At 56.4% G+C, this 25504-nt stretch carries 24 protein-coding genes; 10 read left to right on the plus strand and 14 right to left on the minus strand.

The genetic code is table 11. The features are described 5' to 3' along the window. Positions 1 to 45: 45 nt before the first annotated feature. Positions 46 to 1521, minus strand: coding sequence for a polyphosphate:AMP phosphotransferase (gene pap, locus Q0J75_RS01620; protein ID WP_297196091.1), 1476 nt, complete (start codon positions 1519 to 1521; stop codon positions 46 to 48). A gap of 205 nt (positions 1522 to 1726) precedes the next feature. Here pap and Q0J75_RS01625 point away from each other — a divergent pair, with 205 nt between their 5' ends. Both Q0J75_RS01625 and Q0J75_RS01630 read left to right on the plus strand, forming a co-directional pair. Beyond that, positions 1727 to 2359, plus strand: a complete 633-nt coding sequence (locus tag Q0J75_RS01625) for a redox-sensing transcriptional repressor Rex (RefSeq protein WP_297196093.1) — start codon at positions 1727 to 1729, stop codon at positions 2357 to 2359. Next, on the plus strand, positions 2356 to 3501 hold the full coding sequence (locus tag Q0J75_RS01630; RefSeq protein ID WP_297196096.1) for an S-layer homology domain-containing protein: 1146 nt from the start codon (positions 2356 to 2358) through the stop codon (positions 3499 to 3501). Before Q0J75_RS01625 ends, Q0J75_RS01630 begins: the two co-directional genes overlap by 4 nt. Before the next feature lie 35 nt (positions 3502 to 3536). Here the strand turns inward: Q0J75_RS01630 and Q0J75_RS01635 are convergent, their stop codons facing one another. The 3 genes from Q0J75_RS01635 to Q0J75_RS01645 are packed head-to-tail and all read right to left on the minus strand — an operon-like array spanning position 3537 to position 6047. Further along, positions 3537 to 5393: a heavy metal translocating P-type ATPase gene (locus tag Q0J75_RS01635; RefSeq protein ID WP_297196098.1), complete on the minus strand. Its 1857-nt coding sequence runs from the start codon at positions 5391 to 5393 to the stop codon at positions 3537 to 3539. 55 nt (positions 5394 to 5448) lie between these two features. Beyond that, on the minus strand, positions 5449 to 5670 hold the full coding sequence (locus tag Q0J75_RS01640; protein WP_297196100.1) for a cation transporter: 222 nt from the start codon (positions 5668 to 5670) through the stop codon (positions 5449 to 5451). Between the two features lie 14 nt (positions 5671 to 5684). Continuing rightward, positions 5685 to 6047 carry an ArsR/SmtB family transcription factor gene (locus tag Q0J75_RS01645; protein WP_297196102.1) on the minus strand — a complete coding sequence of 121 codons (363 nt, stop codon included), beginning with the start codon at positions 6045 to 6047 and terminating at the stop codon, positions 5685 to 5687. Positions 6048 to 6199: 152 nt separating this feature from the next. Between Q0J75_RS01645 and Q0J75_RS01650 the strand changes: the two genes are divergently transcribed. Continuing rightward, on the plus strand, positions 6200 to 6658 hold the full coding sequence (locus Q0J75_RS01650) for a pyridoxamine 5'-phosphate oxidase family protein (RefSeq protein WP_297196104.1): 459 nt from the start codon (positions 6200 to 6202) through the stop codon (positions 6656 to 6658). Positions 6659 to 6762: 104 nt separating this feature from the next. On the opposite strand, the gene uvrA is transcribed toward Q0J75_RS01650, so the two are convergent. The 7 genes from uvrA to pyrE form a co-directional block, all read right to left on the minus strand. Then, on the minus strand, positions 6763 to 9585 hold the full coding sequence (gene uvrA, locus Q0J75_RS01655) for an excinuclease ABC subunit UvrA (protein WP_297196106.1): 2823 nt from the start codon (positions 9583 to 9585) through the stop codon (positions 6763 to 6765). Between the two features lie 25 nt (positions 9586 to 9610). After that, positions 9611 to 9952: a CPCC family cysteine-rich protein gene (locus tag Q0J75_RS01660; protein WP_297196108.1), complete on the minus strand. Its 342-nt coding sequence runs from the start codon at positions 9950 to 9952 to the stop codon at positions 9611 to 9613. A gap of 22 nt (positions 9953 to 9974) precedes the next feature. Beyond that, positions 9975 to 10988, minus strand: coding sequence for an aldo/keto reductase (locus Q0J75_RS01665; RefSeq protein WP_297196111.1), 1014 nt, complete (start codon positions 10986 to 10988; stop codon positions 9975 to 9977). Between the two features lie 24 nt (positions 10989 to 11012). Beyond that, positions 11013 to 11771, minus strand: a complete 759-nt coding sequence (locus Q0J75_RS01670) for a hypothetical protein (RefSeq protein ID WP_297196113.1) — start codon at positions 11769 to 11771, stop codon at positions 11013 to 11015. A gap of 24 nt (positions 11772 to 11795) precedes the next feature. Then, a complete protein-coding gene (gene uvrB, locus Q0J75_RS01675) occupies positions 11796 to 13757 on the minus strand; it encodes an excinuclease ABC subunit UvrB (RefSeq protein WP_297196116.1) in 1962 nt (653 codons plus the stop codon). Positions 13758 to 13826: 69 nt separating this feature from the next. After that, entirely contained in the window at positions 13827 to 14501 is a 675-nt protein-coding gene (radC, locus tag Q0J75_RS01680; RefSeq protein ID WP_297196119.1) for a JAB domain-containing protein, read from the minus strand. A gap of 49 nt (positions 14502 to 14550) precedes the next feature. After that, positions 14551 to 15222 (minus strand): orotate phosphoribosyltransferase, encoded by a 672-nt coding sequence (pyrE, locus tag Q0J75_RS01685; RefSeq protein ID WP_297196121.1) that lies wholly within the window; start codon positions 15220 to 15222, stop codon positions 14551 to 14553. A 167-nt stretch (positions 15223 to 15389) separates the two neighbouring features. Here pyrE and Q0J75_RS01690 point away from each other — a divergent pair, with 167 nt between their 5' ends. From Q0J75_RS01690 to Q0J75_RS01700, 3 genes are read left to right on the plus strand one after another with little or no spacing between them, the layout of a single operon-like run. After that, positions 15390 to 15881 (plus strand): COG2426 family protein, encoded by a 492-nt coding sequence (locus tag Q0J75_RS01690; RefSeq protein ID WP_297196123.1) that lies wholly within the window; start codon positions 15390 to 15392, stop codon positions 15879 to 15881. A 47-nt stretch (positions 15882 to 15928) separates the two neighbouring features. Then, on the plus strand, positions 15929 to 16264 hold the full coding sequence (locus tag Q0J75_RS01695; protein WP_297196125.1) for a hypothetical protein: 336 nt from the start codon (positions 15929 to 15931) through the stop codon (positions 16262 to 16264). A gap of 60 nt (positions 16265 to 16324) precedes the next feature. Further along, the gene (locus Q0J75_RS01700; RefSeq protein WP_297196128.1) at positions 16325 to 18535 is read left to right on the plus strand and encodes an SF1B family DNA helicase RecD2; all 2211 of its coding nucleotides are present in this window, start codon (positions 16325 to 16327) and stop codon (positions 18533 to 18535) included. An 82-nt stretch (positions 18536 to 18617) separates the two neighbouring features. Here the strand turns inward: Q0J75_RS01700 and upp are convergent, their stop codons facing one another. From upp to tsaE, 3 genes are read right to left on the minus strand one after another with little or no spacing between them, the layout of a single operon-like run. Next, positions 18618 to 19247, minus strand: coding sequence for a uracil phosphoribosyltransferase (gene upp / locus Q0J75_RS01705; RefSeq protein WP_297196152.1), 630 nt, complete (start codon positions 19245 to 19247; stop codon positions 18618 to 18620). Further along, positions 19225 to 19968: a tRNA (adenosine(37)-N6)-threonylcarbamoyltransferase complex dimerization subunit type 1 TsaB gene (gene tsaB, locus Q0J75_RS01710; protein WP_297196130.1), complete on the minus strand. Its 744-nt coding sequence runs from the start codon at positions 19966 to 19968 to the stop codon at positions 19225 to 19227. Before tsaB ends, upp begins: the two co-directional genes overlap by 23 nt. Further along, entirely contained in the window at positions 19965 to 20393 is a 429-nt protein-coding gene (gene tsaE, locus Q0J75_RS01715) for a tRNA (adenosine(37)-N6)-threonylcarbamoyltransferase complex ATPase subunit type 1 TsaE (protein ID WP_297196132.1), read from the minus strand. Before tsaE ends, tsaB begins: the two co-directional genes overlap by 4 nt. A gap of 138 nt (positions 20394 to 20531) precedes the next feature. On the opposite strand from tsaE, the gene Q0J75_RS01720 reads away from it, so the two are divergent. The 4 genes from Q0J75_RS01720 (at position 20532) to lgt (ending at position 25421) form a co-directional block, all read left to right on the plus strand. After that, the gene (locus Q0J75_RS01720) at positions 20532 to 21722 is read left to right on the plus strand and encodes an FtsW/RodA/SpoVE family cell cycle protein (RefSeq protein ID WP_297196134.1); all 1191 of its coding nucleotides are present in this window, start codon (positions 20532 to 20534) and stop codon (positions 21720 to 21722) included. Between the two features lie 72 nt (positions 21723 to 21794). Then, the gene (locus Q0J75_RS01725; protein ID WP_297196137.1) at positions 21795 to 23069 is read left to right on the plus strand and encodes an EF-P 5-aminopentanol modification-associated protein YfmF; all 1275 of its coding nucleotides are present in this window, start codon (positions 21795 to 21797) and stop codon (positions 23067 to 23069) included. 4 nt (positions 23070 to 23073) lie between these two features. Beyond that, positions 23074 to 24354, plus strand: coding sequence for an EF-P 5-aminopentanol modification-associated protein YfmH (locus Q0J75_RS01730; protein WP_297196138.1), 1281 nt, complete (start codon positions 23074 to 23076; stop codon positions 24352 to 24354). After that, on the plus strand, positions 24351 to 25421 hold the full coding sequence (lgt, locus tag Q0J75_RS01735; RefSeq protein WP_297196140.1) for a prolipoprotein diacylglyceryl transferase: 1071 nt from the start codon (positions 24351 to 24353) through the stop codon (positions 25419 to 25421). The genes Q0J75_RS01730 and lgt overlap by 4 nt, the downstream gene beginning before the upstream one ends. Positions 25422 to 25504 lie beyond the last annotated feature (83 nt).

A 25504-nucleotide genomic window follows, 5' to 3' on the forward strand; every position in this document is an offset into this window, starting at 1 on the left:
AAAGCTCAGACCGGACATGCTTCCGGTCTGAGCCTTTTTTCTGGACTAGAGCTGTTTCATGACCTCCTCCAAGGCTTCAATCACAATCTTCATAGCCTTGACACGGGCATATTTCTTGTCCACCGACTCCAAAATGTGCCAGGGAGCAAAGGTGGTGCTGGTGCGGGCCAGCATCTCATTGACTGCCGTCTCATAAGCATCCCACTTATCCCGGTTGCGCCAGTCCTCCTCAGTGATCTTCCGCTGTTTGGCTGGGTCAGCCTGCCGCTCGTTGAATCGGGTCAGCTGGGTGTCCTTGTCAATCTGCACCCAGAACTTGATTACCACCATACCTTCGTCCGAAAGCTCTTTTTCAAACTCGTTGATCTCATCATAAGCCCGCTGCCAGTCGTCGGTGGTACAAAAGCCCTCCAGCCGCTCCACCATTACCCGGCCATACCAGCTGCGGTCAAAAATGGCGATATGGCCTGTTTTGGGCAGCCGGGTCCAAAATCGCCATAAATAGTGGCGGGCCAGCTCGTCCTTGGTGGGGGCGGCGATGGGGAGGACCTCATACCCCCTGGGGTCCAATGCGGAGGCCAGACGTTTGATGTTGCCCCCCTTGCCGGCAGCATCCCAACCTTCGTATACGATGACCACTGGTATCTTCCTGCGGTAGAGCTCGTTATGAAGATCAGCCAACTTTTTACGGCATTTCTTTAGTTGCTTGCGGTAGTCTTTTTCCGCCAGAGTCTTATCCAGCGCCACCTGAGCCAGAGGCAGGGTAGGGGCCAGAGGCCAATGGTATTCCGGATGCTCCGGTACCGGACAGGCCTCCAGTGCAGCGCAGATCTGGCTGTACACCCAGTCCGCCGCCGCCAGATTGGCCTTGGCTGCGTCTGTGCTGTCAATAATCTTCCAGGGGGCCCATGGCTTGTTGGTGGCGGACAGATAGCGGTCAAAGGCCGCCAGATCCCGGTCGTAGTTTTTATTCTGTCGCCGGTCGGCTTCGTTGACCCGCCAAGCGGTGTCTTTGTCAGCAGCCAGGTGGTCCAGCCGCTCTTTCTGGCACTGTGGGTCGATGTGGAGGAATAGCTTGACCAACAAATACCCGCCTGCGGCTAACTGCCGCTCAAAGATGTTGATGCTCTCCAGCCGTTTTTCGTATTCTTTGTCGGACAGTTCCCCCCGCTGATAGGCCCGCACACTTTCCTCCATCCAGCCGGTGTCCAGAAAAAGCACCTTTCCAGCGGCGGGGATGGGATCAAAATGACGCTTGAGGAAGGGCCAGCGCAGCTCGGTTGGAGTTGGATCGTTGACGGTGAGCACTTTGAAAAACCGAGGGTCCAGCTCCCGGATGAGGGACTGGATAGTACGGCCCTTTCCGGAAGCACTCCAGCCCTCCAACAACACGATCACCGGTAATTTGGCCTGCTCCAGCCGCTGCTGCAAGCCAGCCAACTCCTTCCGGCGGACTTTTAACAGAGCCTTGCACTCCGCCTCTGTTCGGCGCTCGGTATGAAAAGAAAAGTCACTGAGCATGGTCTCTGCCTCCTTAGTATGAGTTCCCCTTCAGTTTACACCTGGAAACTACCTCTGGCAAGCATTCAAACCACAAGATAGGCATTGTATTCTAACGGGAGAAGTTGGCTGTCCCAGGAGGAAATGTCCTTCAGACGTTGACATCCAAGGCAGTTTTGAGTAAACTGAATAGGAAAGATATCCTCTGGAACGAGTGTGATTGAGCATGAGAAAGCAAAAGGTGTCCAGTGCGGTGATCCGGCGGCTGCCCCGATATTACCGTCATCTGACTGACCTGCATCTGACTGGGGTAGAGCGTATTTCATCCAGCGCTTTGGGCCGGTCTATGGGGCTGACCGCCTCCCAGATCCGGCAGGACCTGTCCTGCTTTGGTGAGTTTGGACAACAGGGATATGGCTATAATGTAGAAAAGCTGCGTGGAGAGATTGCAGACATTCTGGGAATGAACCGCGGGCACACGGCTGTGATTCTGGGTGCGGGCAACCTGGGCCGGGCGCTGATGGAAAATTTTCATTTTGAGCGTTCTGGTGTGGCGCTGGCCGCCGCCTTTGACGTGGCCCCTGAGATCGTGGGGCAGGTCCGCTCTGGTGTGCCGGTCTACCATGTGGACAAGCTGGAGGACTATCTGGCCCAAAACCCAGCCAGTATTGGGGTGCTCACTGTGCCGCGCAGTGTGGCAAATGCCACTGCCAGCCGTCTGGTCCGGGCAGGGGTGCGGGGTATCTGGAACTTTACCAACAGCGAGTTGACAGTAGACGCGCCGGGGGTGGTCATTGAAGATGTCCACTTTGCGGACAGCCTTTTGGCTCTTAGTTATATGATTTCGGAGGAAACATGAAAAAAGCAGCGGCACTTTTACTTACCGGTGTTATTTTGGTGAGTTTCGGGGCGGTGGTAGCCGCCAGTAATCAGTCTCTGGTTACAAAAAGTTATGTGGATACGACCTTTACCAATCAGGCTCTGGAGCAGGCAGGCACCCAGGCTGAGTCCCAGATGAGTACAGTCTACAACCAGGCACTGAATGATTTGAACAATAAACACGCCGGTTATCTGGCGCAGGCCGGAACTGGTGGGAATGGCTCAAGCATTACGCCAGGTGAGGATGGGCTCAGTGACCTGCGCTTCAAGAAGGGGGATGTGCTCACCCTGTCCTCCGGGTCCGGGGTGATGCTGCTGGCGGGGAGCGCTGTTGCTTCCGGTGGTATTATGGTAGATACTACAGATGGAGTGACAATGTCCTCGGGCAGTGGACTGACGATTCGCCATCGCTGTCTGGCGGGAGAGAGTATCGCCGTGGCGGTAACGGTGACCTCAGATACCGCTGTTCTTTGCCTGGAGGGGAAGTATACCCTGTCGGAAAGCGGAAACGTGGATTATAACGCCATGGCTGATGGTTTAACCGAGATGGGGCTGCTTCAGGGCACTGGTACTGCCTATGGCTCTGGTTATGAACTGGAGCGGCAGGCCATGCGGGTAGAAGGTATGGTTATGTTTATCCGCCTGATGGGGGAGGAGCAGGCTGCCCTGTCCAGCACAGCGAAAAATCCATTTGTGGACAGTCCCAGCTGGGCCGACCGCTATCTGGCCTATGCCTACGAAAAGGGTTACACCACTGGAGTCGGACAGGATACCTCTGGTAGACTATATTTTGGACCCAATCAGACCATTTCAGTTGGGGAATATATGACCTTTGTCCTTCGTGCTCTGGGCTATTCTGAAAGCGGGACCAATCCCGACTTTTCCTGGCAGACTGCCATGGAGGCTGGGGTAAGGCTGGGTGTGATCCGCCAGAGTGAGCGGACCATGCTGGAGAGAAGCAGTTTCCTTCGGGCTCAGGTGGTTTATCTTTCTGTATGTGCCCTCTCCGCTCCCACCAAGAGCGGCGGAATTTTGCTGAACCAGACAGCCATCAACAGCGGCCTCAATCAGACCGCCATGCAGACGGTTTTGAACCGGATTTCCCCTTTGAGACTGGACTAAAAGCAGAAACGCGAGCCGATCGGCTCGCGTTTCTTTTATATCTTATTTCTTGGATTTCGCATAGCCCGCATGGCGTTGAGGATGGCAATGACTGACACGCCTACATCGGCAAACACGGCCTGCCACAGGTTTGCCTGTCCCAAGGCGCTGAGCACCAAAACAAATAGTTTTACCGCCAGGGCAAACACGATGTTTTGCCGCACAATAGCCAGTGTATGCCGGGCGATAGCAATGGCCTGGGCCAGTTTGGAAGGCTTGTCGTCCATTAAGACGATATCTGCCGCCTCGATGGCGGCATCGGAGCCCAATCCGCCCATGGCGATGCCCACATCTGCCCGGGAGAGAACAGGGGCGTCATTGATACCGTCCCCCACAAAAGCCAGAGCGCCTTTGGGGGAGACTTGCTTCAATAGTCTCTCCACTTGGTCCACCTTGTCGGCGGGGAGGAGCTGCGCGTGTACCTCGTCCAGTCCCAACTGAGCGGCCACCGCTTCGCCCACCGGCTTGGCGTCTCCGGTGAGCATCACTGTTTTGCGGACGCCCGCTGCCTTCAGAGTGGAAATAGCCTCCTTTGCGTCGGGCTTGACCTGGTCGGAAATGACGATGTGGCCCAGATAGACCCCGTCTGCCGCCACATGGACCGTGGTACCAACATGGTGACAAGGGTGCCACGTGACGCCGATCTCCTCCATCAGCTTATCATTGCCTGCACAAATGACCTTGCCGTCCACTATGGCTCTGACACCCCGGCCGGACAACTCTTCCGCCTGAGTTACCCGGCTGCGGTCGGGAAGCTCCCCCCAGGCCTCCAGAAGGGAACGGGAGATGGGGTGGTCGGAAACACACTCCGCCAGGGCTGCCAGTTCCAGCAGATGGCTCTGGTCACAGTGGTCGGGATGGATGGCGGTGACGTTAAAGACCCCCTGGGTCAAGGTACCTGTTTTGTCGAATACAACGATTTCAGCTTTGGCCAGCACCTCCAGATAGTTGCTGCCCTTGACCAGAATTCCATCCCGGGAGGCGCCGCCAATGCCGCCGAAAAAGGAGAGGGGCACTGAGATCACCAGGGCACAGGGACAGGAAACTACCAGGAAATTCAAGGCTCGCTGAATGGAATCCAACCAGCCGATGGCAGTGAAGAGGGGAGGCAGAACAGCCAGCGCTACAGCAGCCAGCACTACCACTGGGGTGTAATACCGGGCAAAGCGGGTGATAAAGTGCTCTGCCTTAGCCTTTTTACTGCTGGAGTTCTCCACCAGATCCAAAATTTTGGATACGGTGGACTCCTGAAAGGCCTTGGTGACCTGGACCTTCAGCAGCCCAGACAGATTGACACAGCCGGAAATCACATCATCGCCAGACTGGACCTGCCGGGGGAGCGACTCGCCGGTGAGGGCGGCGGTATCCAGGGTTGAAGCACCCTCCAGTACTACGCCGTCCAACGGGATGCGCTCTCCCGCCTTAATGACGATGGTGTCTCCCACCGCCACCTCCTCCGGGTCCACCTGCTGCAGCTGTCCGTCCACCTCAATGTTGGCATAGTCGGGGCGGATATCCATCAAAGCGGCGATGGATTTGCGGGACTGGTTGACTGCATAGCTCTGAAAGAGCTCGCCTACCTGATAAAACAGCATGACAAAGACAGCTTCGGGATATTCGCCAATGGCCAGCGCCCCGATGGTAGCCAAAGCCATGAGAAAGTTTTCGTCAAAGATCTGACCATGGGCGATGTTGCGCACAGCCCGCCACAGCACATCCCATCCAATGACGGCGTAAGGAACCAGAAAAACGGCCAGCTTGGCCCAGCCCTCCAGAGGAAGGGCAAGCGCCGCGCCGAAAAGTCCTCCGCTGACCAGGATCCGAATCAGCATCCGGGTCTGCTTTTTGGTCATGATGTATCCCTCCTTGATATACCCCCAGGCGGCCAAGGCTGCCTGGGGGCGTTTGTTACCGCACGATAATGGTACAGTCCGGTTCCACCTTTTTGCACACCTTGACTGCCTGCTGGAGAATGGCATCAAATTTGGCGTCGTCAGCATCCAGGGTGAGCTTTTGGGTCATGAAGCTGACAGTGGCATTGTTGACCCCGTCCAGCTTTTTGATGGCATCTTCCATTTTAGCGGCGCAGTTGGCGCAGTCCAGATCTTGCAGTTTAAATGTCTTTTTCATGGTAAAAACCCCTTTCACTCCGCAATATGCTCCATGCCCTGGCCCAAAATGGTGCGGACATGACCATCCGCCAGGGAGTAGAATACCGTTTTGCCTTCCCGGCGGTATTTGACCAGTTTACTCTGCTTCAGCGCCCGAAGCTGATGGGAGATCGCCGACTGGGTCATGCCCAGCAGCTTTGCGATATCGCACACACACATTTCCGACTCAAAAAGCACATACAGGATCTTGATTCGGGTGGAATCCCCAAAAATCTTGAACAGCTCCGCCAGATCATAGAGGATCTCATCCTCCGGCATGGTGCGCTCCACCTTTTCCACGATTTCCTCGTGAACGTGACTATATTCGCACCGCTCCACACCGTTTTGGTCCGTCATGATAATCACACTCCATATAACATATGAATTATTGTTCATATGTTATTATATACAGTTTTGCGGAGATGTCAAGAGGAAAGCAATATTTTTCTTGCGGTGGTGAGAGAAGGGGGGTATGATAGAGAAAAAGCGATCAGAAGGGAAGGATGACTATGAAGCGGGAGGAAGGACGAGAGGTGGGCCTGCAGGCTTTGGACCAATGCGAATATATGGTGCTGGCTGTGATAGATGAGGAGGGATTGCCCTATTGTATGCCGCTAAACGGGGTTCGGGTAGGGGAAGCAGTTTACTTTCACAGTGCCAAGCGGGGAGAGAAGCTGACTTGCCTACGGTTCCATCCCCAGGTATGTCTCACCGCTGTGGGCAGTCAGCAGGTAGTACAGCAGGCCTATGAAACAGAGTTCACCAGCGCTGTGGCCCGGGGAACTGCCCATGAAGTCACGGACCCTGAAGAGCAGAAGGCAGCCCTGCGGGCAATCTGCCGTAAATACGCGCCAGATTGCCCAGATCGGGTAGAGGAAGTGATAGAGAGGCATCTGTCCAACACTGCAGTGTGGCGTGTGGAGCTGGAGATGGTCAGCGGACGGGAACGTGTGTACACAAAGGGATAAAAATAGGGTGCTGCGCAATGCACATTGCGCGGCACCCTATTTTTATCCGCTGTTAAGACCGTATTTTCCTATCAGCGTACTGCCTTAGAGCGTTTCATTATGATTCAAAGCATCCGCTTCAGATATTGCCCAGTGTAGCTTTCTGGGCAGGCGGCGATTTCTTCCGGCGTGCCGGTGGCTACAATCGTGCCGCCGCCGCTGCCGCCCTCAGGGCCCAGATCAACGACATAATCAGCGGTTTTGATTACGTCCAGATTGTGCTCGATGACCACCACAGTGTTGCCCGCCTCCACCAGCTTTTGTAGGACCTCAATCAGCTTATGGACGTCGGCGGTGTGCAGGCCGGTGGTGGGTTCGTCCAGGATATAAATGGTCTTGCCGGTGGAGCGTTTGGCCAACTCAGTGGCCAGCTTGACCCGTTGGGCCTCGCCGCCGGACAGCTCAGTGGAGGGCTGACCCAGCTTCACATAGCTGAGTCCAACCTCGTAGAGGGTCTGGAGTTTGTTGTACAGCTTGGGCAGGTGCTCGAAGAAGGGGAGGGCTTCCTCCACCGTCATGTCCAGCACCTCATAGATGTTTTTACCCTTGTAGCGCACCTCCAGGGTCTCCCGGTTGTACCGCTTGCCTTTACATACCTCGCAGGGCACATAGATATCGGGGAGAAAGTGCATCTCAATTTTAATAAGACCGTCTCCCTGGCAGGCCTCACAACGGCCGCCTCGGACGTTGAAAGAGAAACGGCCTGGGCCATAACCTCTGGCCTTGGCATCCGGGGTGGAGGCAAACAGGTCCCGGATGTCATTGAAGAGCCCAGTGTAAGTGGCCGGATTGGACCGTGGGGTGCGGCCGATGGGGGACTGGTCGATGGCGATGATCTTATCCAGAAATTCCTCGCCCTCGATGTCCTTGTGCTTACCTGCCCGGGTCTTGGCCCGGTTCAGGTCTGCGGCCAGCCGTTTATAGAGAATCTCGTTGACCAGAGAGGACTTGCCGCTGCCTGATACGCCAGTAACGCAGGTAAAGGTCCCCAGGAGAATGGACACATCAATATTTTGCAGGTTGTTTTCTGCCGCTCCCCGAACGGTGAGAAGATGGCCGTTGCCGGTCCGCCGCTCCGTTGGAACGGGAATCTTCTTTCGGCCTGAAAGGTAATCCCCAGTGACCGAACCGGGAGTATTCATCACTTCTTCCGCGGTACCGCAAGCCACCACTTGACCGCCATGAACGCCGGCACCGGGACCGATATCCACGATATAGTCGGCCTCCCGCATGGTGTCCTCATCATGCTCTACCACCAACAGGGTATTGCCCAGATCCCGCAGGTGTTTCAGAGTGGCCAACAGCTTGTCGTTGTCCCGTTGGTGCAGACCAATGGAGGGCTCGTCCAAAATATAGAGTACCCCCATCAGAGAGGAACCGATCTGGGTGGCCAGCCGGATGCGCTGGCTCTCGCCGCCGGAGAGGGTAGCAGCCGCCCGGCTCAGGGTCAGATATTGCAGTCCGACGCTCTGGAGAAAGCCCAACCGGTTTTTGATCTCCTTTAAAATCCGGTCGGCAATGAGCATTTTCTGAGGGGAGAGCTCCAGCTGATCCACAAATTCCAGTGCCTCGGTCACAGATTTGCGGCAGAAGGCGTCAATGTTGATACCGCCTACAGTGACGGCCAGAGCCTCCTTCCGCAGCCGCTTGCCGCCACAGTCGGGACAGGGCCGCTCACTCATGCAGTCCTCCAGATCCCGGCGCATAGCATCAGACTGGGTTTCCCGGTAGCGGCGCTCCAGATTGTTGATGATACCCTCAAAGGGCTGCATCAGGGTGCCATGGCCGTTTTCCCGCTCATAGGTCAGCTTCAGCTTTTCCCCCTTGGTTCCATAGAGAATGATGTCCAGAATCTCCGGGGGCAGTTCTCCAATAGGCGTGGTCAGCTTGAAGTTGTATTTTTTGGAGAGGGCCTCAAAGTACATCCGGGAGATGGAATCCCCCTTGATGTTGTTCCAGCCGGAGGCGGTGATGGCCCCCTCCAGAATGGACAGCTCCTTGTTAGGGATGATAAGGTCGGGATCTACCTTCAGCTGGGCCCCCAGGCCGGTGCAGGTGGGGCAGGCCCCAAAGGGATTGTTAAAGGAAAACATCCGGGGGGAGAGTTCCTCAATGGAGATGCCGCAGTCCTCACAGGCGTAGTTCTGGGAGAAGAGAATATCCCGGTCCTCGCCTACAATATTGATTACCACCAGACCGCCTGCCAGGTTGGAGGCCACTTCCACCGAGTCGGTGAGACGGCGGGCAATATCCTCCTTAATGACCAACCGGTCCACTACGATTTCGATGTTGTGCTTTTTGTTTTTGTCCAGCTGGATCTCTTCCGTCAAGTCATACAGGGAGCCATCCACCCGGCAGCGTACATAACCCGACTTGCGGGCATCCTCCAACAGCTTTTGGTGGGTGCCCTTTTTGCCACGCACCACTGGGGCCATTACCTGGATGCGGGTGGCCTCGGGCAGCTCCAGCACCTGGTCGATGATCTGGTCAATGGTCTGCTGCTGGATCTCCTTGCCACATTTGGGGCAGTGGGGGGTGCCCACCCGAGCCCACAGCAGACGCAGGTAGTCGTAGATCTCTGTGACGGTACCCACAGTGGACCGGGGATTTTTAGAGGTAGTCTTTTGGTCAATGGAGATGGCAGGGGAGAGGCCGTCGATATAATCCACGTCAGGCTTCTCCATCTGGCCTAAAAACATTCGGGCGTAGGAGGACAGGGACTCCACATAGCGGCGCTGTCCCTCAGCATAGATGGTGTCGAAGGCCAGAGAGGACTTACCGCTGCCCGACAGACCGGTGAGCACCACCAGCTTATCCCGGGGGATATCCACGTCGATATTTTTCAAATTGTTGGCCCGTGCGCCTTTGACGGAAATGTGATCAAGCATAGGTATTGGTCTCCTTTTTTGGGTATCAAGGCAGTTCTTCCAGCCGGGGCGGACGGGCACAGTTCACCAGGTCCTTCCGAACCGCACCCCATTTTTGGTAATTTTCCCGTCCCTGCTTCAGGGTCATACCCCTGTTCTCATCGCTAGGGGTGTCCTCGCCAGGGGCAAATACATCGTTTTCCCAGTAGCAGACTGGACAGATGAAGGCCAGCGCCTCTTCCTGAGGCACAGGAAAGGTGCGGTATCCGCAGCAGGGGCATGGAAATCGGACAGCTGGTTCCGCAAAGGCTAGTGCAGGCTCTTCAAATGGGCAGGAATCCTCTTGGGAGGCATGGGGCAGGTAGAGAAATTTCTTCTTCGGTACCATAGAGTGCCCCTCCTTCAAAGGATCAATAGCCGAACAGCTTTGCTACGTCCTCCAGCATATCCCGGATGGGCAGGTTGTAGGGGCAGCGTCTCTCACAGGCGCCGCACTGGACGCAGGAGCCTGCGTGGTACTGCATGGCATCATACCGGGCCTTGGCCCAGTCGGCCAGGCCGTACTTGCGGGCATAGTTGGCCATCAGGAAACAATTGGGGATGCTGATACCATTAGGACAGGGGGCGCAATAGTTACACCGGCGGCAGAACTGGTTGCCCAACTCCTTACGGATGCGATCACACTGCTCCAGCTCCTCCTGGGTAAGAGGTGAGAAGTGCTCAGCAGCCTCGGCATTGCGGTCGGCCTCCTCGGGGGAACCCATACCAGGGATGGCGATATCGATTACCCCGGAGGCGGCGATAAACCGCAGGGCCAGCTTCCAGTCGTCCAGATTGCCGCCGGCCATGGGCTTCATGGCGATGGTGCCGATGCCCATCTCTCTGGCCTGCTTCAGAACCTCGTGGCCCTGGGTCTCCACAATATTGTAGGGGAACATAATGGTTTCGATCTGATCCCCATGGAGCTCCAGCATTTTTTTCAGTGCGTCGATGTTGTGGGCGGTGACTCCAAGATGACCAATCTTACCGGCGGCTTTGGCCTCCTCCAGAGCCTGCCAGGCTCCACCCTCGCCGAACACCTTGTCGATCTCCTTTTCCGGCAGGTTGTGGATCTGGTAGACGTCGATATGGTCAGTGCGCAGATGTTTCAGGCTGATGTCGATATCCTTGGCCATAGATTCCTTGTCCCGGGCCATGCTTTTGGTGGCCAAAATGAACTTTTCCCGGCGGCCCTCCAGGGCAGCGCCCAGATATTCCTCGGACACCGTGTAACCCCGGGCGGTATCGATGTAGTTCATGCCGTACTGCTCCAGCTTGTCCACGACAGCGCGGGTGTTGGCGGCATCGGAGCGCTGGATGGGAATGCCGCCAAAGGAGACCACAGCGGCCTTAAGACCAGTTTTGCCCAGAGTGACGTAATTCATGACAAAAACCTCGCTTTATAATCGTTATGGATAGATCAGGATCAATCCGGCCATAAAAACGCCGAAGGAAACGGCGGTCAGCCCAATCCAGCCCAAGACACGGGAAACCAGCTCCCAGTCGGAGGGCTCGGCGTCCTCCGGATGCCTGACCCGGAAGAACAGGTGAAGGCGGAACAGGGTGTCGTCGAACCGAATCAGCAGGATAGTGACTCCGGATAGGAAAAGACCCAGAAACCACATCAGGGGGTGGCCCCGGCGGGCATCCGCTTCAGGCAGGTGGGAGAAGCAGAGGAGGGACCTTAGACTAGGCTGGTGGGGGTCCACCACATTGCCGTTTGCGTCATGGTAAACCCCGTTGACCGAATAGGTAGCATAGGAGGTACTGGAATCAAGCTTGCCGTCTTCCCGAATCAACACAAGCAAATCGGAAGTATATCCCCCACGAAAGAGCACGGTGTCTCCCTCCCTGATTTCCACACCGGTAAGATCCAGATCATACCACTCTCCACCGGGAGCGGCGGTGGGGTCCTCTTGGATGGTATAGGGGCCGTAGACCGTGTCCCCCCAGCGGTAGGTGACGGTATCCTTTTCCACGGTGAAGGAAGCGTGCGTTCCTTTCACCGTGGCAGAATATACCGTAGTGTCACCCTCCAAATTGGGGAAGTAGAGGGCGTCTGCGTACTCCACGCCGTACTGGCGGCCAATGAAGAAGTAGAGGACAGAAAATACCACCACTATCACGATCAATAGAATGGGCAGAACTTTCTTCAGGCGGTCATACATAACAGCAACCCTCCTTGTAGGAGGTCACCCCCGGCCCCGCAGTTCGATAATACGGTCACGCAAGACGGCAGCATATTCAAACTCCAACCGCTTGCTGGCCTCCCGCATTTCTTTCTCCAGCTTGGCGATGGCGGCCTCCTTCTCCTTTTTGGACAGAGCTTTCTTGGAATGGGTCAGCTCCTCTTTGCCCTCCGACAGATCAATGACATCCCGTACTGATTTGATGACGGTCTTGGGCACGATGCCATGTTCTTTGTTGAAGGCGTCCTGCTTGGTCCGCCTCCGCTCGGTCTCATCAATGGCCCGGCGCATGGAGGGAGTAATGGTATCAGCGTACATGACCACCAGACCGTCGGCGTTCCGGGCCGCCCGACCGATGGTTTGGATCAGAGAGGTTTCCGAGCGCAGGAAGCCCTCCTTATCGGCGTCCAGAATAGCCACCAGACTGACTTCCGGCAGGTCCAGACCCTCCCGCAGCAGATTGATGCCCACCAACACATCGAAGGTACCCAGCCGCAGATCCCGGATGATCTCCATCCGCTCGATGGTGTCGATATCATGGTGCATATACCGCACCTTGATTCCGGCATTGGTGAGATAGGCAGTCAAGTCTTCCGCCATCTTCTTGGTGAGGGTGGTGACCAGCACCCGCTCCTTTCGGGCAGTACGGTCATTGATCTCGCCAATGAGATCGTCAATCTGACCCTCTACTGGGCGCACCTCAATTTTGGGGTCCAGCAGGCCGGTGGGGCGGATGACCTGCTCCACGATTTGACCGGAGCGCTCCCGCTCGTACTCGCCGGGGGTAGCGGAGACGTATACCACCTGGTTGAGCCGTTTCTGGAACTCCTCAAACTTCAGGGGGCGGTTATCAAAGGCGCAGGGGAGACGGAAGCCGTAGTCCACCAGAGAGGTCTTGCGGGCCCGGTCGCCGTTATACATGGCCCGGACTTGGGGTAGGGTGACGTGGCTCTCATCAATGAAAAGGACGAAATCTTTGGGGAAATAGTCCAGCAGGGTGTGAGGAGGAGACCCGGCAGGGCGGCCCTCAATGACCCGGCTGTAGTTTTCAATGCCGGTGCAATAGCCCAGCTCCTGCATCATCTCTACGTCGTACATGGTGCGCTGTTTGATGCGCTGGGCCTCAATGAGCTTGCCTTCCCGCTCAAAATAGGCTACCCGCTCCTCCAGCTCTTTGTAGATTTCCTGGATGGCGGCGTCCATTTTTTCCTTGGGGGTAACATAGTGGGTGGCAGGCCACACGGGGATGGTATTCAGCCGACGGATGGGAGCGCCTGTGACCACATTGATCTCAGAAATGCGGTCGATTTCGTCCCCAAAAAACTCTACCCGGATGGCGGAATCCTTCCAATAGGCGGGGAAGATCTCCACCGTATCCCCACGTACTCGAAACATATTGCGTTCAAAGGCAATGTCGTTGCGCTCATAGCGAATGGCTACCAGCTTTTTCAGCAGCTCATCCCGTTCCATGGTGGCTCCAACCCGGAGAGAGACCATCATCTTGGCAAAATCCTCCGGTTCGCCCAGACCATAGATGCAGGACACTGAGGATACCACGATCACATCCCGACGTTCCATCAGGGAGGCAGTGGCAGCTAACCGCAGCCGGTCGATCTCCTCATTCACCGCCGAGTCCTTTTCAATAAAGGTGTCAGTATGGGGGATATAGGCCTCCGGCTGATAGTAATCGTAGTAGGAGACAAAATATTCCACCGCGTTGTGGGGGAAGAACTCCTTGAACTCAGCGCACAGCTGGGCCGCCAGGGTCTTGTTGTGGGCCAGTACTAAAGTGGGACGCTGGACCGCCTCAATGACCTTGGCCATGGTGAAGGTCTTGCCCGAGCCGGTGACCCCCAGCAGCGTCTGCTCATCCAGGCCGTTTTCGATGCCCGTCGCCAGAGATGCAATGGCCTCTGGCTGATCGCCGGCAGGGGAGTATTCGCTGACCACTTCAAATTTCGGCATACCATCACCTCGTACATCCATTCTATCAGAACGTAAGTTCTATTGCAACTAAAAATGCGAAAGAATGTTCTATGGTTTGTAAAAGCCGCTGTCCCGAAGAGAGACCATGTCGTCATCCACAAAAATCACATGGTCCACCAGCTCTATCCCCAGTTTGGCCAGAAAAGGGGCCAAACTTTCTGTGGTGGCAATGTCTTCGTCAGAGGGAAGGGCAATACCGGAAACGTGGTTGTGTGCCAGTACCACAGCAGCAGCGTTGAGGGAGAGGGCGGCTTCCGCCAACAGGCGGGGGGTGATATTGACGGAATTCACATTGCCCTCACCCAGCTTGCGGATGCCCAGCACCTTGTGCTTGCCGTCCATGCACAGCAGGTAGAGCAGTTCTCTCTGAGCGCCGAAAAAATAATACCGGAGCTGACTGAAGTAGTCCCTGGAATTACGGGCAATGTCGTCCATCTGAGTGCGGACGGTCAGATAGCGGCCGGACAGCTCTTTGGCCGCTTTAAAGAGAACGGCAGCGTGCTCACCCACACCCTTGACCTTTTGCAGTTCTTCCGGTGAGGCGTCCAGCACCCCGGCCAGAGAGCCAAACCGTTCCAATAGCTCATGGGCCAGGGGATTTGTATCACTGCGTGGGTTGGCATAGAAGAGGAGCAGCTCCAATAGCTTGTGGTCGGGGAAGGAGTCCGGCCGGGCCAGAAATTCGGTTTTCAGACGCTGGCGGTGACCGTCGTGAGTACCCATAGCCGGACTCTCTCCTCTCTTTTACACAAATATAAGGTATCTGATCAGCTTACCGAGCGCCGTACTCCTTCAGATAAGCCTCCATTTTGCCCTTCATCTCATCGTCGATATACACTTTACCGTCGATTTCCTTATTATGAAGGAAGGCGATGATCTCCTTGACAGTGACGATGGGGTAGACAGAAATGCCATAGTCCTCCCGCAGCTCATCCAAAGTGGAGCAGTCCCGGGTGCCGCGCTCCATCCGGTCCACCGACACAATGAGGGCCTTCATATTGACATTGGCCACATGCTTGAACAGCTCAATGGTCTCCCGAACGGCAGTACCAGCGGTGACTACATCCTCCACGATGACCACATCGTCTCCATCCTGGGGCTTGTAGCCCACCATGGAGCCACCCTCGCCGTGGTCCTTGGCCTCCTTGCGGTTGAAGCAGTAGGGCAGGTCCCGGTCGTAGTTGCGGTATAGGGAGGCGGCGGCAGTGACGGCCAGAGGGATACCCTTGTAGGCCGGCCCAAAGAGGCAGGTGACTCCATCAGGCAGATTTTCCTGGATACAGGCGGCATAGTAGTCTCCCAGCTTAGCGGCCTGGGCGCCGGTCTTATAATTGCCGGTATTGATAAAGTAGGGAGTCTTGCGGCCGGACTTGGTGGTGAAATCTCCGAAGGTCAGCACGCCGGAGCGCACCATGAAAGTAATAAATTCTTCCTTGTAGGTCATGTCAAAAAACCTCACTTCCCAAAATAGTCAAAATATTATATCACTTATCACGGAACGGAACAAGGGCTTGTTCCGTCTAAGAAAAAAGCTATTTTATGAAATTTTAATTGGTCTTTTTCCAGTCTGTGTGATACAATACAAAAACAAAATCTGCGAGGTGTTTTTGAGTGGAACTGTTAGAGTGGCTTACGTCCAATGATCTGGGCGAGCTGTTTTTTACCATGTTGGTGTCTATGGTGCCGATTATCGAGCTGCGGGGCGGGGTGCCCTTCGGTACCGCTCTGGGGCTTGCTCCGGGAGCGGCTTTGGTTGCCGCCATCATTGGTAATATGCTGCCCATCCCCTTTATCATCGTCTATATTCGGCGGATCTTTCTGTGGATGCGCCGCAAATCCCCTAAGCTTAACACCTTGGTGGATAAGCTGGAGAAAAAAGCCCATCTGAAGGGACAGAAGGTGACCAAGTACAAATACATTGGTCTGTGGCTTTTTGTGGCCATCCCTCTGCCGGGTACCGGCGCCTGGACCGGCGCGCTGGCCGCCGCCTTTCTTAACATGCCTCTGCGGAAGGCTCTGCCCTCTATTTTCCTGGGTGTGGTCACCGCCGGTCTTATCATGACCTTTGCCACCGGTATTGTGGTATCTACCATCGGCGGCTGAGACCATTTCACTTCTGGGCGCATAGAATGGGCCGGAGGTGAAGGAATTTGGACGGGATTTTACAGGTGGTGCTGACTGTGCTGGCGGCAATCGGCCTGCTGGCTTTAGGCTGGACGGCGTTTGACAGGCTGGCAGCTCCGGCGGACTGGGGCGGACCGGTTTATGCCGTGGTACCAGCGGCGGGAGACGGTACTTATCTGGAACAGAATGTAAAAAGTCTTTTGTGGCTGCGCGGCAAACGAAACAGCCGGTTTACCATTGTTATTGCAGATGACGGTCTGAATCCCGCTGGACGGGCGGTGGCCGCCGCACTGCTCACTGACGCCACCGGTGTGGTAGTCTGTCCAATTGACCGGCTGGGCGAGTATATCAGAGAGAAATAAAGTTCGACAAATCCGCTGATAGATGGTATCATATCCCTGACAGGAAGAGGAGGGGCAGCCATGCAGGAGGCGGAACAGGATTATATGCAGGGCACCGTGTCAGCCGTGATCTACCAGAATGAGGAGAACGGCTACACGGTGCTTCGTCTTGACGTGGGAGACGGAGCACTGGTGACCGTGGTGGGCTGTATGCCTGGGGTGGCTCCCGGAGAAGGCATCTCGGTCCAGGGCAGCTGGACCCGCCACACCTCCTATGGGGAGCAGTTCAAGGCGGAGGCGGTAGAACGGCGTCTGCCTGCGGGAACCAAGGCTATTTATGATTATCTGGCCTCTGGAGCGGTGCGTGGAATCGGCGCCGCCACTGCCCGGCGGATGATTGAGGAATTTGGGGAGGATGCCCTGACGGTACTGGAGGAGCATCCGGAGCAGCTTACCAAAATCAAAGGGATCACCCGTAAGCGGGCCTTGACGATCGGGGAACAGTTCCGGCTTCAAATGGGGATGCGGCGGCTGTTGTCCTTTTTGGGAGAGCATGAGGTACCTCTCCAGCTGGCCATGCCGCTGTACCGCAGGTATGGGGACCGGGCCCTGGAGGTCATACGGGGCAACCCCTATTTAATGGTGGATGAAGAACTGGGAGTAGATTTCTCAACCGCCGATCAGCTGGCCCTGTCCATGGGCATGGAAGGGGATGATCCCCAGCGGGTGGAGGCGGCTCTGCTTTTTGAGCTGACCTACAATCTGAACAATGGCCACGCCTTTCTGCCCCATCGTAAGCTATTGGCTGCCACTTCCCAGCTTATTGGTGTGGAAGGGGAGGTGCTGGAGGACGCACTGGAAACCCTGCTGGAGCGGGGGGAGGCCGTTCAGGAGTTGGTAGCCGGTGAGGAGGCGGTATACCTCCATGGACTGTATGAGGCCGAGCAGTATGTGGCCTGGCGGCTGAGCGAGATGTCCAGAGGAGAATTGACCCTGCCCCATGGACTGGACAGCCTCATCGACCAGATTCAGGCTGACCAGGGTATCGTATACGCGCCCCAGCAGCGGGAGGCGGTGGCGTTGGCGGCCACCAGCCAGGTGATGCTGCTTACCGGCGGTCCAGGCACCGGCAAGACCACCTCACTGCGGGGCGTGTTGGCTCTCTTTGACCAGCTGGGACTGGAGACCGCTCTGGCTGCCCCAACCGGCAGGGCTGCCAAGCGGCTTGGAGATCTGTGCGGGGCGGAGGGGTACACCATCCACCGATTATTGGAGACCCAATATGATCCCCGTTCCGGCCGGTTGATTTTTGCCCACGACGAGAGCGATCCTTTGAAGGCAGACGCAGTCATTGTGGACGAGACCTCCATGGTGGATATTGTGCTGATGCAGGGACTGCTGTCCGCTCTCCGGGAGGACTGCCGCCTGATTTTGGTGGGGGACCCGGACCAGCTGCCCAGCGTGGGGCCGGGCAATCTGTTTTCCGATCTGATCCGCAGCGGAGCCATTCCCATGGTGCGCCTCACTGAGATCTTCCGACAGGCCGCCGAGAGCGCCATTGTCCGCAACGCCCATGGGGTGAATCGGGGAGAAGTCCCCAACCTGCGCGACAACAAGAAGGACTTTTTCTTCCTCCGGCGAAAAGATCCAGCCAGAGCGGCGGAAACCATTGTGGAGCTGATCCAGACCCGTTTGCCCAAAAATATGGGAATCCCCGCCGACCAGATCCAGGTGCTCTCCCCAACCCGCAAGCGGGTGACCGGTACCGCCTCCCTGAACCGGGCCATCCAGGAGGCGGTGAACCCCGCCGGTCCGGACAAGCCGGAACGGCGGTTTGGGGAGTATGTGTTCCGCCAGGGGGACCGGGTCATGCAGGTGCGCAATAACTACGACGTGGTTTGGAAGGACGGTGCCGAAAGCGGTATGGGCATCTTCAATGGGGATATCGGCACCATCCTTCGGGTGGACAACCGGGAGCAGATTGTCACTGTAGATTTTGAGGGCAGGGAAGTGGAGTATACCCCCGATATGCTGGTGGAACTGGAACCGGCCTATGCCATAACTGTCCATAAGGCCCAAGGCAGCGAGTACCGTGCGGTGATTTTGGCGGTCAGCGAGGGAGCGCCCATGCTGCTGACGCGAGGTGTGCTGTATACGGCTATCACCCGAGCCAGAGAGCTGCTGATCCTGGTGGGTGACGAGGAAGTGGTCGCCCGGATGACTGCCAACGATCGCCAGCAGAGGCGGTACTCCGGCCTGCGCTGGCGGCTGGTACAAATGAAAGAGTCCTAGAGAACAGCCTCTGCGGTTAAAATCGGTAAAATAAAAATGGTTCTCTTCCAAAATGGAGGAGAACCATTTTTTGTAAAACCATTTACTTTGTGCCGAAGATCCGGTCTCCGGCATCGCCCAGACCGGGGACAATATAGCCGTGCTCATTGAGCTTTTCGTCCAGAGCGGCACAGTAGATGTCCACGTCGGGATGATCGTGATGGACCCGCTCAATGCCCTCGGGAGCGGCGATGATGTTCATCAGCTTAATGTGCTTGACCTCATAGTTTTTGATGAACTGGATCGCAGCGGAAGCGGAGCCGCCGGTGGCCAGCATGGGATCCAGGATGATAACCTCCCGCTCGGCAATGTCGGTAGGCATCTTGCAGTAATATTCCACCGGCTCCAGCGTGTCAGGGTCCCGATACAGGCCGATATGGCCCACCTTGGCGGAGGGGATCAGGGTCAGGATGCCGTCCACCATGCCCAGACCAGCCCGCAGAACGGGGACAATGGCCAGCTTCTTACCGGCGATGGTCTTGAACTTGCCGGTGGTGATGGGGGTCTTGATCTCCACCTCCTCCATGGGCAGATCCCGGGTGGCTTCATAGCACATGAGGGTGGCGATCTCGGAGACTACCTGACGGAAGTCTTTGACGCCGGTGTTCTCATCCCGAAGGATAGAGAGCTTGTGCTGCAAAAGCGGATGATCAAGAATGTGTACTTTTTCCATATCCATGGCGTGATTCCCCTTTGCTTTCTTCTTTTGCCAGCCGCTCCCGTTCAGCCTGGGAGAGCCGGTGATAGTTGGGTGCCAGACCTGACGCATCAGTGAGCAGGCCCTGCCGAGCCAGCTCCAGGCCGCACCGGGCCACACCCCACGCGCTCTGGAACCGCAGGTGGGGGGGCGCCAGACGGACGTCCAGCCCCAGCTCTTTGAGGGTAGTATAGCATAAAACAGCGCCGTCTCCAACCAGTAATTGTGTTTTTCCACTGATTTTTAATTCAGCGGCCAATTCCTCCAGAGAGATGGCCCGGTCCGGGCACAGCCGTGTCAGGCCCTGACCGTCACTGGAAAAGCGGGCATTGTATACCTGATGCCGGCGGGCATCCATGACGGCGCAGATCTCCAGCCCGGTGTGGGCCAAGTTCCAGGCCATAGACTCCAGGGTGGAGCAGGCGGCACAGGGAAGATTTCCAGGCCAGGCCAGGCCCTTGGCCGCGGCCACACCGATCCGCAAGCCGGTAAAAGAGCCGGGACCTGCCGCCACGGCGATCAGATCCACCTGCTCCAAGGTGATACCGCACCCGGCCAGCAGGGAAGTGGTCATAGGCATGAGCGTCACGGAATGGGTGAGACCATTGTTTTGATAAGACTGGGCAATGAGTGTTTCATCCTCGCACAAAGCCACTGAGCAAGCGGCGGCAGAGGACTCCAGAGCCAGGATCTTCATCCTTGACCACCTCCCGTAATTGTGATGACACGCTGGCCGTCATGTTCTCCCCGGCGGATATCTACACGAATGGTATCTTCCTCCAAGGCATCGGCGATGTTTTCGCTCCACTCCACAGCACACACGCCCCCCCGGGCCAGATAGTCCTCCCAGCCGATGTCGAAGAGTTCGTCTGCCGAGCCCAGACGGTACATATCAAAATGAAACAGGGGCAGTCGGCCTCCCTCATACTCATTGACGATGGTAAAGGTGGGGCTGGTGACTCGCTCCTCGATCCCCAGTCCCTTGGCCAGTCCACGGGTAAAGGCAGTCTTACCGGCCCCCAGATCTCCGGTGAAAGCAATTACGCTTCCTGGTTCCAGCGTGGCGGCCAAAGACGCCCCGACCGCTTCGGTCTCAGTAGGGGAATTGGTTGTAATTTCCATATAGCACCTCTTCAATTGTGAAGATTCTGACAAGATTATATCACAGCTGTTTACCAAACGCAAAAAAGATGGTAAACTAATTCGGTGCCTGCACAGCGCCTTGCGGCAGAGTTGCAGGCAGAAAAGGGAGGTGAGCCATTGTCCTGGCTGAGAGATTCCATCCGCTCCTTCTGGCAGCAGGGAGACCGCGTGCTGCTGACCCTGTGTTTGCTGGCCAGTGGATATGGCTTGGTGCTTATTTTCAGCGCCACCCGCTACTTGGGTGAGGCAGATGGGATGCGCTGTATGATCGTACAGACCGTTGCTATTCTGCTGGGTATTGTAATCTATATGCTCATGTCCTCGGTGGATATTGAGCTGTTTGTGGAAAAATCCTGGAAGTGGCTTCTGGCATTCAACGTAATCATCAATGCCTTGGTGCGCACACCTCTAGGTATCGAGGTCAATGGCAACCGCAGCTGGCTCCACATTCCCGGTTTTCCCGTCAATCTTCAGCCGGCGGAGATCGCTAAGCTGACCTTCGTGCTGCTGTTGGCCTGGCAGATAAGCCGCCTGCGGGAAAAAGGCATCAGCAAGCCTTCTTCGGTGTTCCAAATCGCTGGACATACCCTGTTTATGTTTGGTGTGGTAGCGGTCACCTCAGGCGACTTCGGTATGGGTCTGACTTATCTGGCCATTTTTGTCATTATGGCCTGGTCCGCCGGAGTAAAAAAGCGCTGGTTCCTGCTGGCCCTGATGGTGTGCGTGGTGGGTGTGGTGCTTATCTGGCCCCATGTAAAGGACCTGTACTTCATGAAACGCTTTACCGTGGTTATCGACCACATTACAGGTAACCCTGATACCATTGGTGACCAGACCCTGGGCCAAGGCTGGCAGCAGACCCGCAGTATTCTGGCCATCGGCAGCGGCGGACTCACCGGTATGGGTTATCTTCAGGGTATCCAGACCCAAAGCAGTTATAAATCCAACCTGCCCGCTCGTGAGACCGACGAAATCTTCGCCGTCTGCGGGGAGGAATTCGGTATGGTCGGCTGTTTGCTGCTGCTCCTGTTGCTGGCGGCCATCATCCTGCGGTGCGTCTGGGTGGCCCGTCGGGCCTGTTCGCCACAGAGTGCTCTGATTGCTATGGGCTACGGCGGCATGCTGCTGGCCCAGGTGGCGGTCAATGTGGGAATGTGCCTCTATGTGTTCCCGGTGGTAGGCCTGACCCTGCCCTTTATCAGCTATGGCGGCTCTTCTATTATTACCATGTATGCCGCCATGGGTATCGTATCCAGTATTAAAATGCGCTCTCTGCCCAGCTGGCTGCGGGACCGCAGCAGACTGTAGGTGGAAGTATGTATAGAGCCTGCCTTCTGTGGCAGGCTATGGTCGTAAGGAAGAAAGGACGGATCGCAGCACATGAAGGTCACAAGGATCGAATTGCAGCCCGGCGTCTGGCTGACGGCGGTACAGACAAAAAAATTCAAATCCAGTGTATTGGGGGCCCGGTTTCTCACTCCGCTGACGGCAGAGACCGCCGCCTGCAACGCACTGATTCCCATGGTGCTCCGCCGGGGCACCCAGTCGCATCCCGACCTGGAGTCCATTTCCGCCGTTTTGGATGAGTTGTACGGCGGCTCTCTGGAGCCTGTGGTACGGAAAAAAGGGGAGACCCAGTGCGTGGGTTTTGTAGGCAGCTTTCTGGATGACGCCTACACCTTAGAGAAAGAAAAAATACTGGAGCCGGCGGTTGCGCTGTTGGCGGAGTTGATCGGCAATCCCTATACGCAAAACGGAACTTTCTGCCCTGAGTATACCAAGCAGGAAAAGGCCAATCTCACGGACCAGATCCGGGCCCAGGTCAATGACAAGCAGCAGTATGCTCAAATGCGGGTAGTAGCCGAGATGTGCGCCGGAGAGCCCTTTGGCGTGGACAAGCTGGGCAGCGAGCCTGCGGTTGAGGCTATCACCCACCAGTCCTTGTGGGACGGTTATCAGAATCTGCTGAGAGAGGCTCGGGTGGAGCTCTATTACTGTGGTTCAGCGGACCCGGACCGGGTCCAGGCGGCGTTTGGCCCTCTGCTGGCGGTTCTGCCCAAGGATGGCAATCGGACCGGGTTGATCCGCCCCGCCAAGAAAAAGGCCCCCAAGCAGCCTCGCCGGGTAGAGGAAGCCCTGGATGTGACCCAAGGCAAGCTGTCTATGGGATTCCGCACAAACACGGATGCATGGGATGAGCAGTATCCCGCCCTGGCGTTGATTAACGCGATCTATGGCGGAACCACTACCTCCAAACTATTTATGAACGTGCGGGAAAAGTTGAGTCTGTGCTACTATGCCAGCTCCGGCTTGATGAAGTATAAAGATGTGATGCTGGTTTCCTCCGGTGTGGAGTTTGACAAGGTGGGACAGGCGGAGGCGGAGATCCTCTCCCAGCTTTACAAGTGCCAGACCGGTGACTTTTCCGATGACGAGCTGGAGTGGGCCCGCCGGTCGGTGGTGAGTACGCTGCGTACCACACTGGACAACCAGAGCCGGTTGGAGGATTACTGGCTGGGACAGGGAGCCGCCGGACTGACCGAGGGACCGGATGAGCTGGCAGAACGGGTGGAGGCAGTCACCAGAGCCCAGGTAGTGGAGGCCGCCCAGGATTTGACTCTGGACACGGTATATTTCCTGAAAGGCAGGGAGTGAACCTATGGTAAGCAAACAGTATCCCCGGTTGGGGGAGACCGTATTTCATGAAATTTTAGAAAATGGGCTCCATATCTATGTGGACCGCCGCCGAAATTTCCAGAAGAGCTATGCCTTTTTTGCCACCAACTATGGCGGTATGGATATGCGCTTCCACCAGGACGGACGTTGGAAGGACACGCCGGCGGGAGTGGCCCATTTTCTCGAGCACAAGATGTTCGACACCAAGGATGGCAATGCGCTCCAGGATCTGGCGGCCAACGGGGCCTCTCCCAACGCCTTTACCAGTTCCGCCCTCACGGGTTACTACTTTGAGAGCACCGAGAAGTTTTTTGATAACCTGAAAATTTTGTTGTCCTTTGTGTCTGTTCCTTATTTTACGGAGGAGAGCGTGGACAAGGAGCAGGGCATCATCGGCCAGGAGATCCGCATGGTGGAGGATGACCCGGACAACCAGGTCTTTTACGCCCTGATGGAGTGTCTGTACGACCATCACCCCATTCGGGTCCCCATTGCCGGCACCCAGGCGTCCATCGCCAAGATCACCGCCGGCACACTTTATTCCTGCCACAAGGCCTTTTATAACCCGGCCAATATGGTGCTCACCGTGGCGGGGGATGTAGACCCCGAACAGGTATGTGCCATCGCCAAGGAGATCCTGCCCAATGAGTCCTTGCCTCAGATTGACCGGGACTACGGCGGCGAAGAGGACTCCAACGCCGCTTGTGGGGAGAAGGAACTGACCATGGAGGTGTCCACCCCCATTTTCCAACTGGGCTTCAAATGCGATCCAGCCCAGCGGGGTGAAGCGTGGCTGCAGCGGGAGCTGACAGGGGAATTGGCCTGTGAGGCCCTGCTGGGCAGCTCCAGCCCTCTGTACGCCAAGCTGTACAGCCAGGGGCTGATCAACAAGAATTTCGGCTATGGCTTTGAACTCTATCCCGGCTGCGCCCTCATGGTGGCCGGCGGCGAGAGCCGGGACCCTCGGGCCGTGCGGGACGCAGTGCTTGCAGAAGGGGAGCGGCTGGCCCAGGAGGGAATTGACCCCGATCTGTTCCAGCGGCTGAAGAAGGGTGTCTATGGCGCCAAGGTCCGGGGGCTCAACTCCTTTGAGTTTACCTGCATCTCCATGGCCCAGTCTCACTTTGCCGGGGTGGATTATTTCCGGTTCCCTGAGCTGTTTGACGGCATTACCAAGGAGACCGTGGAGGATGGGATTCGCCGCTGGGTGACCGCTCAGCGGTGCGGTCTGGCTGTGGTGCGCCCAGGGGAGGGAAAGGCATGATGGGGACTGTCTCTTTTCCTGGATTGGGACTGGAGTTTCAGCTAAACCGGATCGCCTTTCATGTGGGCAGCTGGCCTGTCTACTGGTACGGCATTATCATCGCCGCCGGCTTTTTGCTGGCGGTGGTATTCTGTTCCAGAAAGGCGCCCCAGTTTGGTATCCGCCAGGATGATATCATTGACATGCTCTTTTTTGCCGTGCCCCTGTCCATCATCGGGGCTCGGCTATACTACATCATTTTCTATCTGGACCTTTACCGCCGGGAGGACGGTTCCCTGGATTTTGGGGCCATGGTGCGGATTTGGGATGGCGGTCTGGCTATCTATGGCGGCGTTATCGCCGCGGTCATCACCCTGTTTGTATTCTGCAAGGTTCGGAAGATTAAATTCTTAGCTTTTGCTGATCTGGGTTCCTTCGGGATGCTGATTGGCCAGATGGTAGGACGGTGGGGCAATTTTGTCAATATCGAGGCCTACGGCGGGCCCACCGATCTGCCCTGGCGGATGGGAATCTATCAGTATGTAGACGGGGCGCGGCAGTATGTAGAGGTCCATCCCACCTTTCTCTATGAATCCCTGTGGAATCTGGTGGGGCTGGGCCTGCTCATTCTGATCGCCAAAAAATGGCGCAAGTTTGACGGCCAGATCTTCCTGAGCTACTTTGCCTGGTATGGCGTGGGCCGGGGCTTTATCGAGGGCCTGCGTACCGACAGCCTGTACTTCTTCAACACACCTATTCGGGTGTCCCAGGTGTTTGGCTTTGCCACTGCTCTCATTGCCATCGTGCTGCTGGTCTATTTGTTGGTTTTCCGCAAGCATGATCCGTCTACGCTGTGGATCCATCAGATGAAGGCCCACCCTCGGCGGGTAGCGGTGGTCTACCCTGAGGGACAGGGCGGTGCCTGGCTTGCCAAGCAGAAGAAACGTTTGGAACGGGATTTTGCCTGTACCGAAGAGTATGCTCTGCCGGCGGAGGCTGACCCGTCGGAGAAATCCGACCTGATTGCCGCATTGAGGGTACGCTCCGATCTGAAAGAAGTTCTGGTCATGGATGAGAAAAAGAAATAAATGAGTAGGGCGCGTTGCAGAAATGAAATCTGCAGCGCGCCCTTTTATGCGCCGTCCAAAGGAGTATGTAGCCGATAGGTTGT

Origin of the sequence: uncultured Flavonifractor sp., from assembly GCF_944385615.1 — a bacterium.
Taxonomy (GTDB): domain Bacteria; phylum Bacillota; class Clostridia; order Oscillospirales; family Oscillospiraceae; genus Flavonifractor.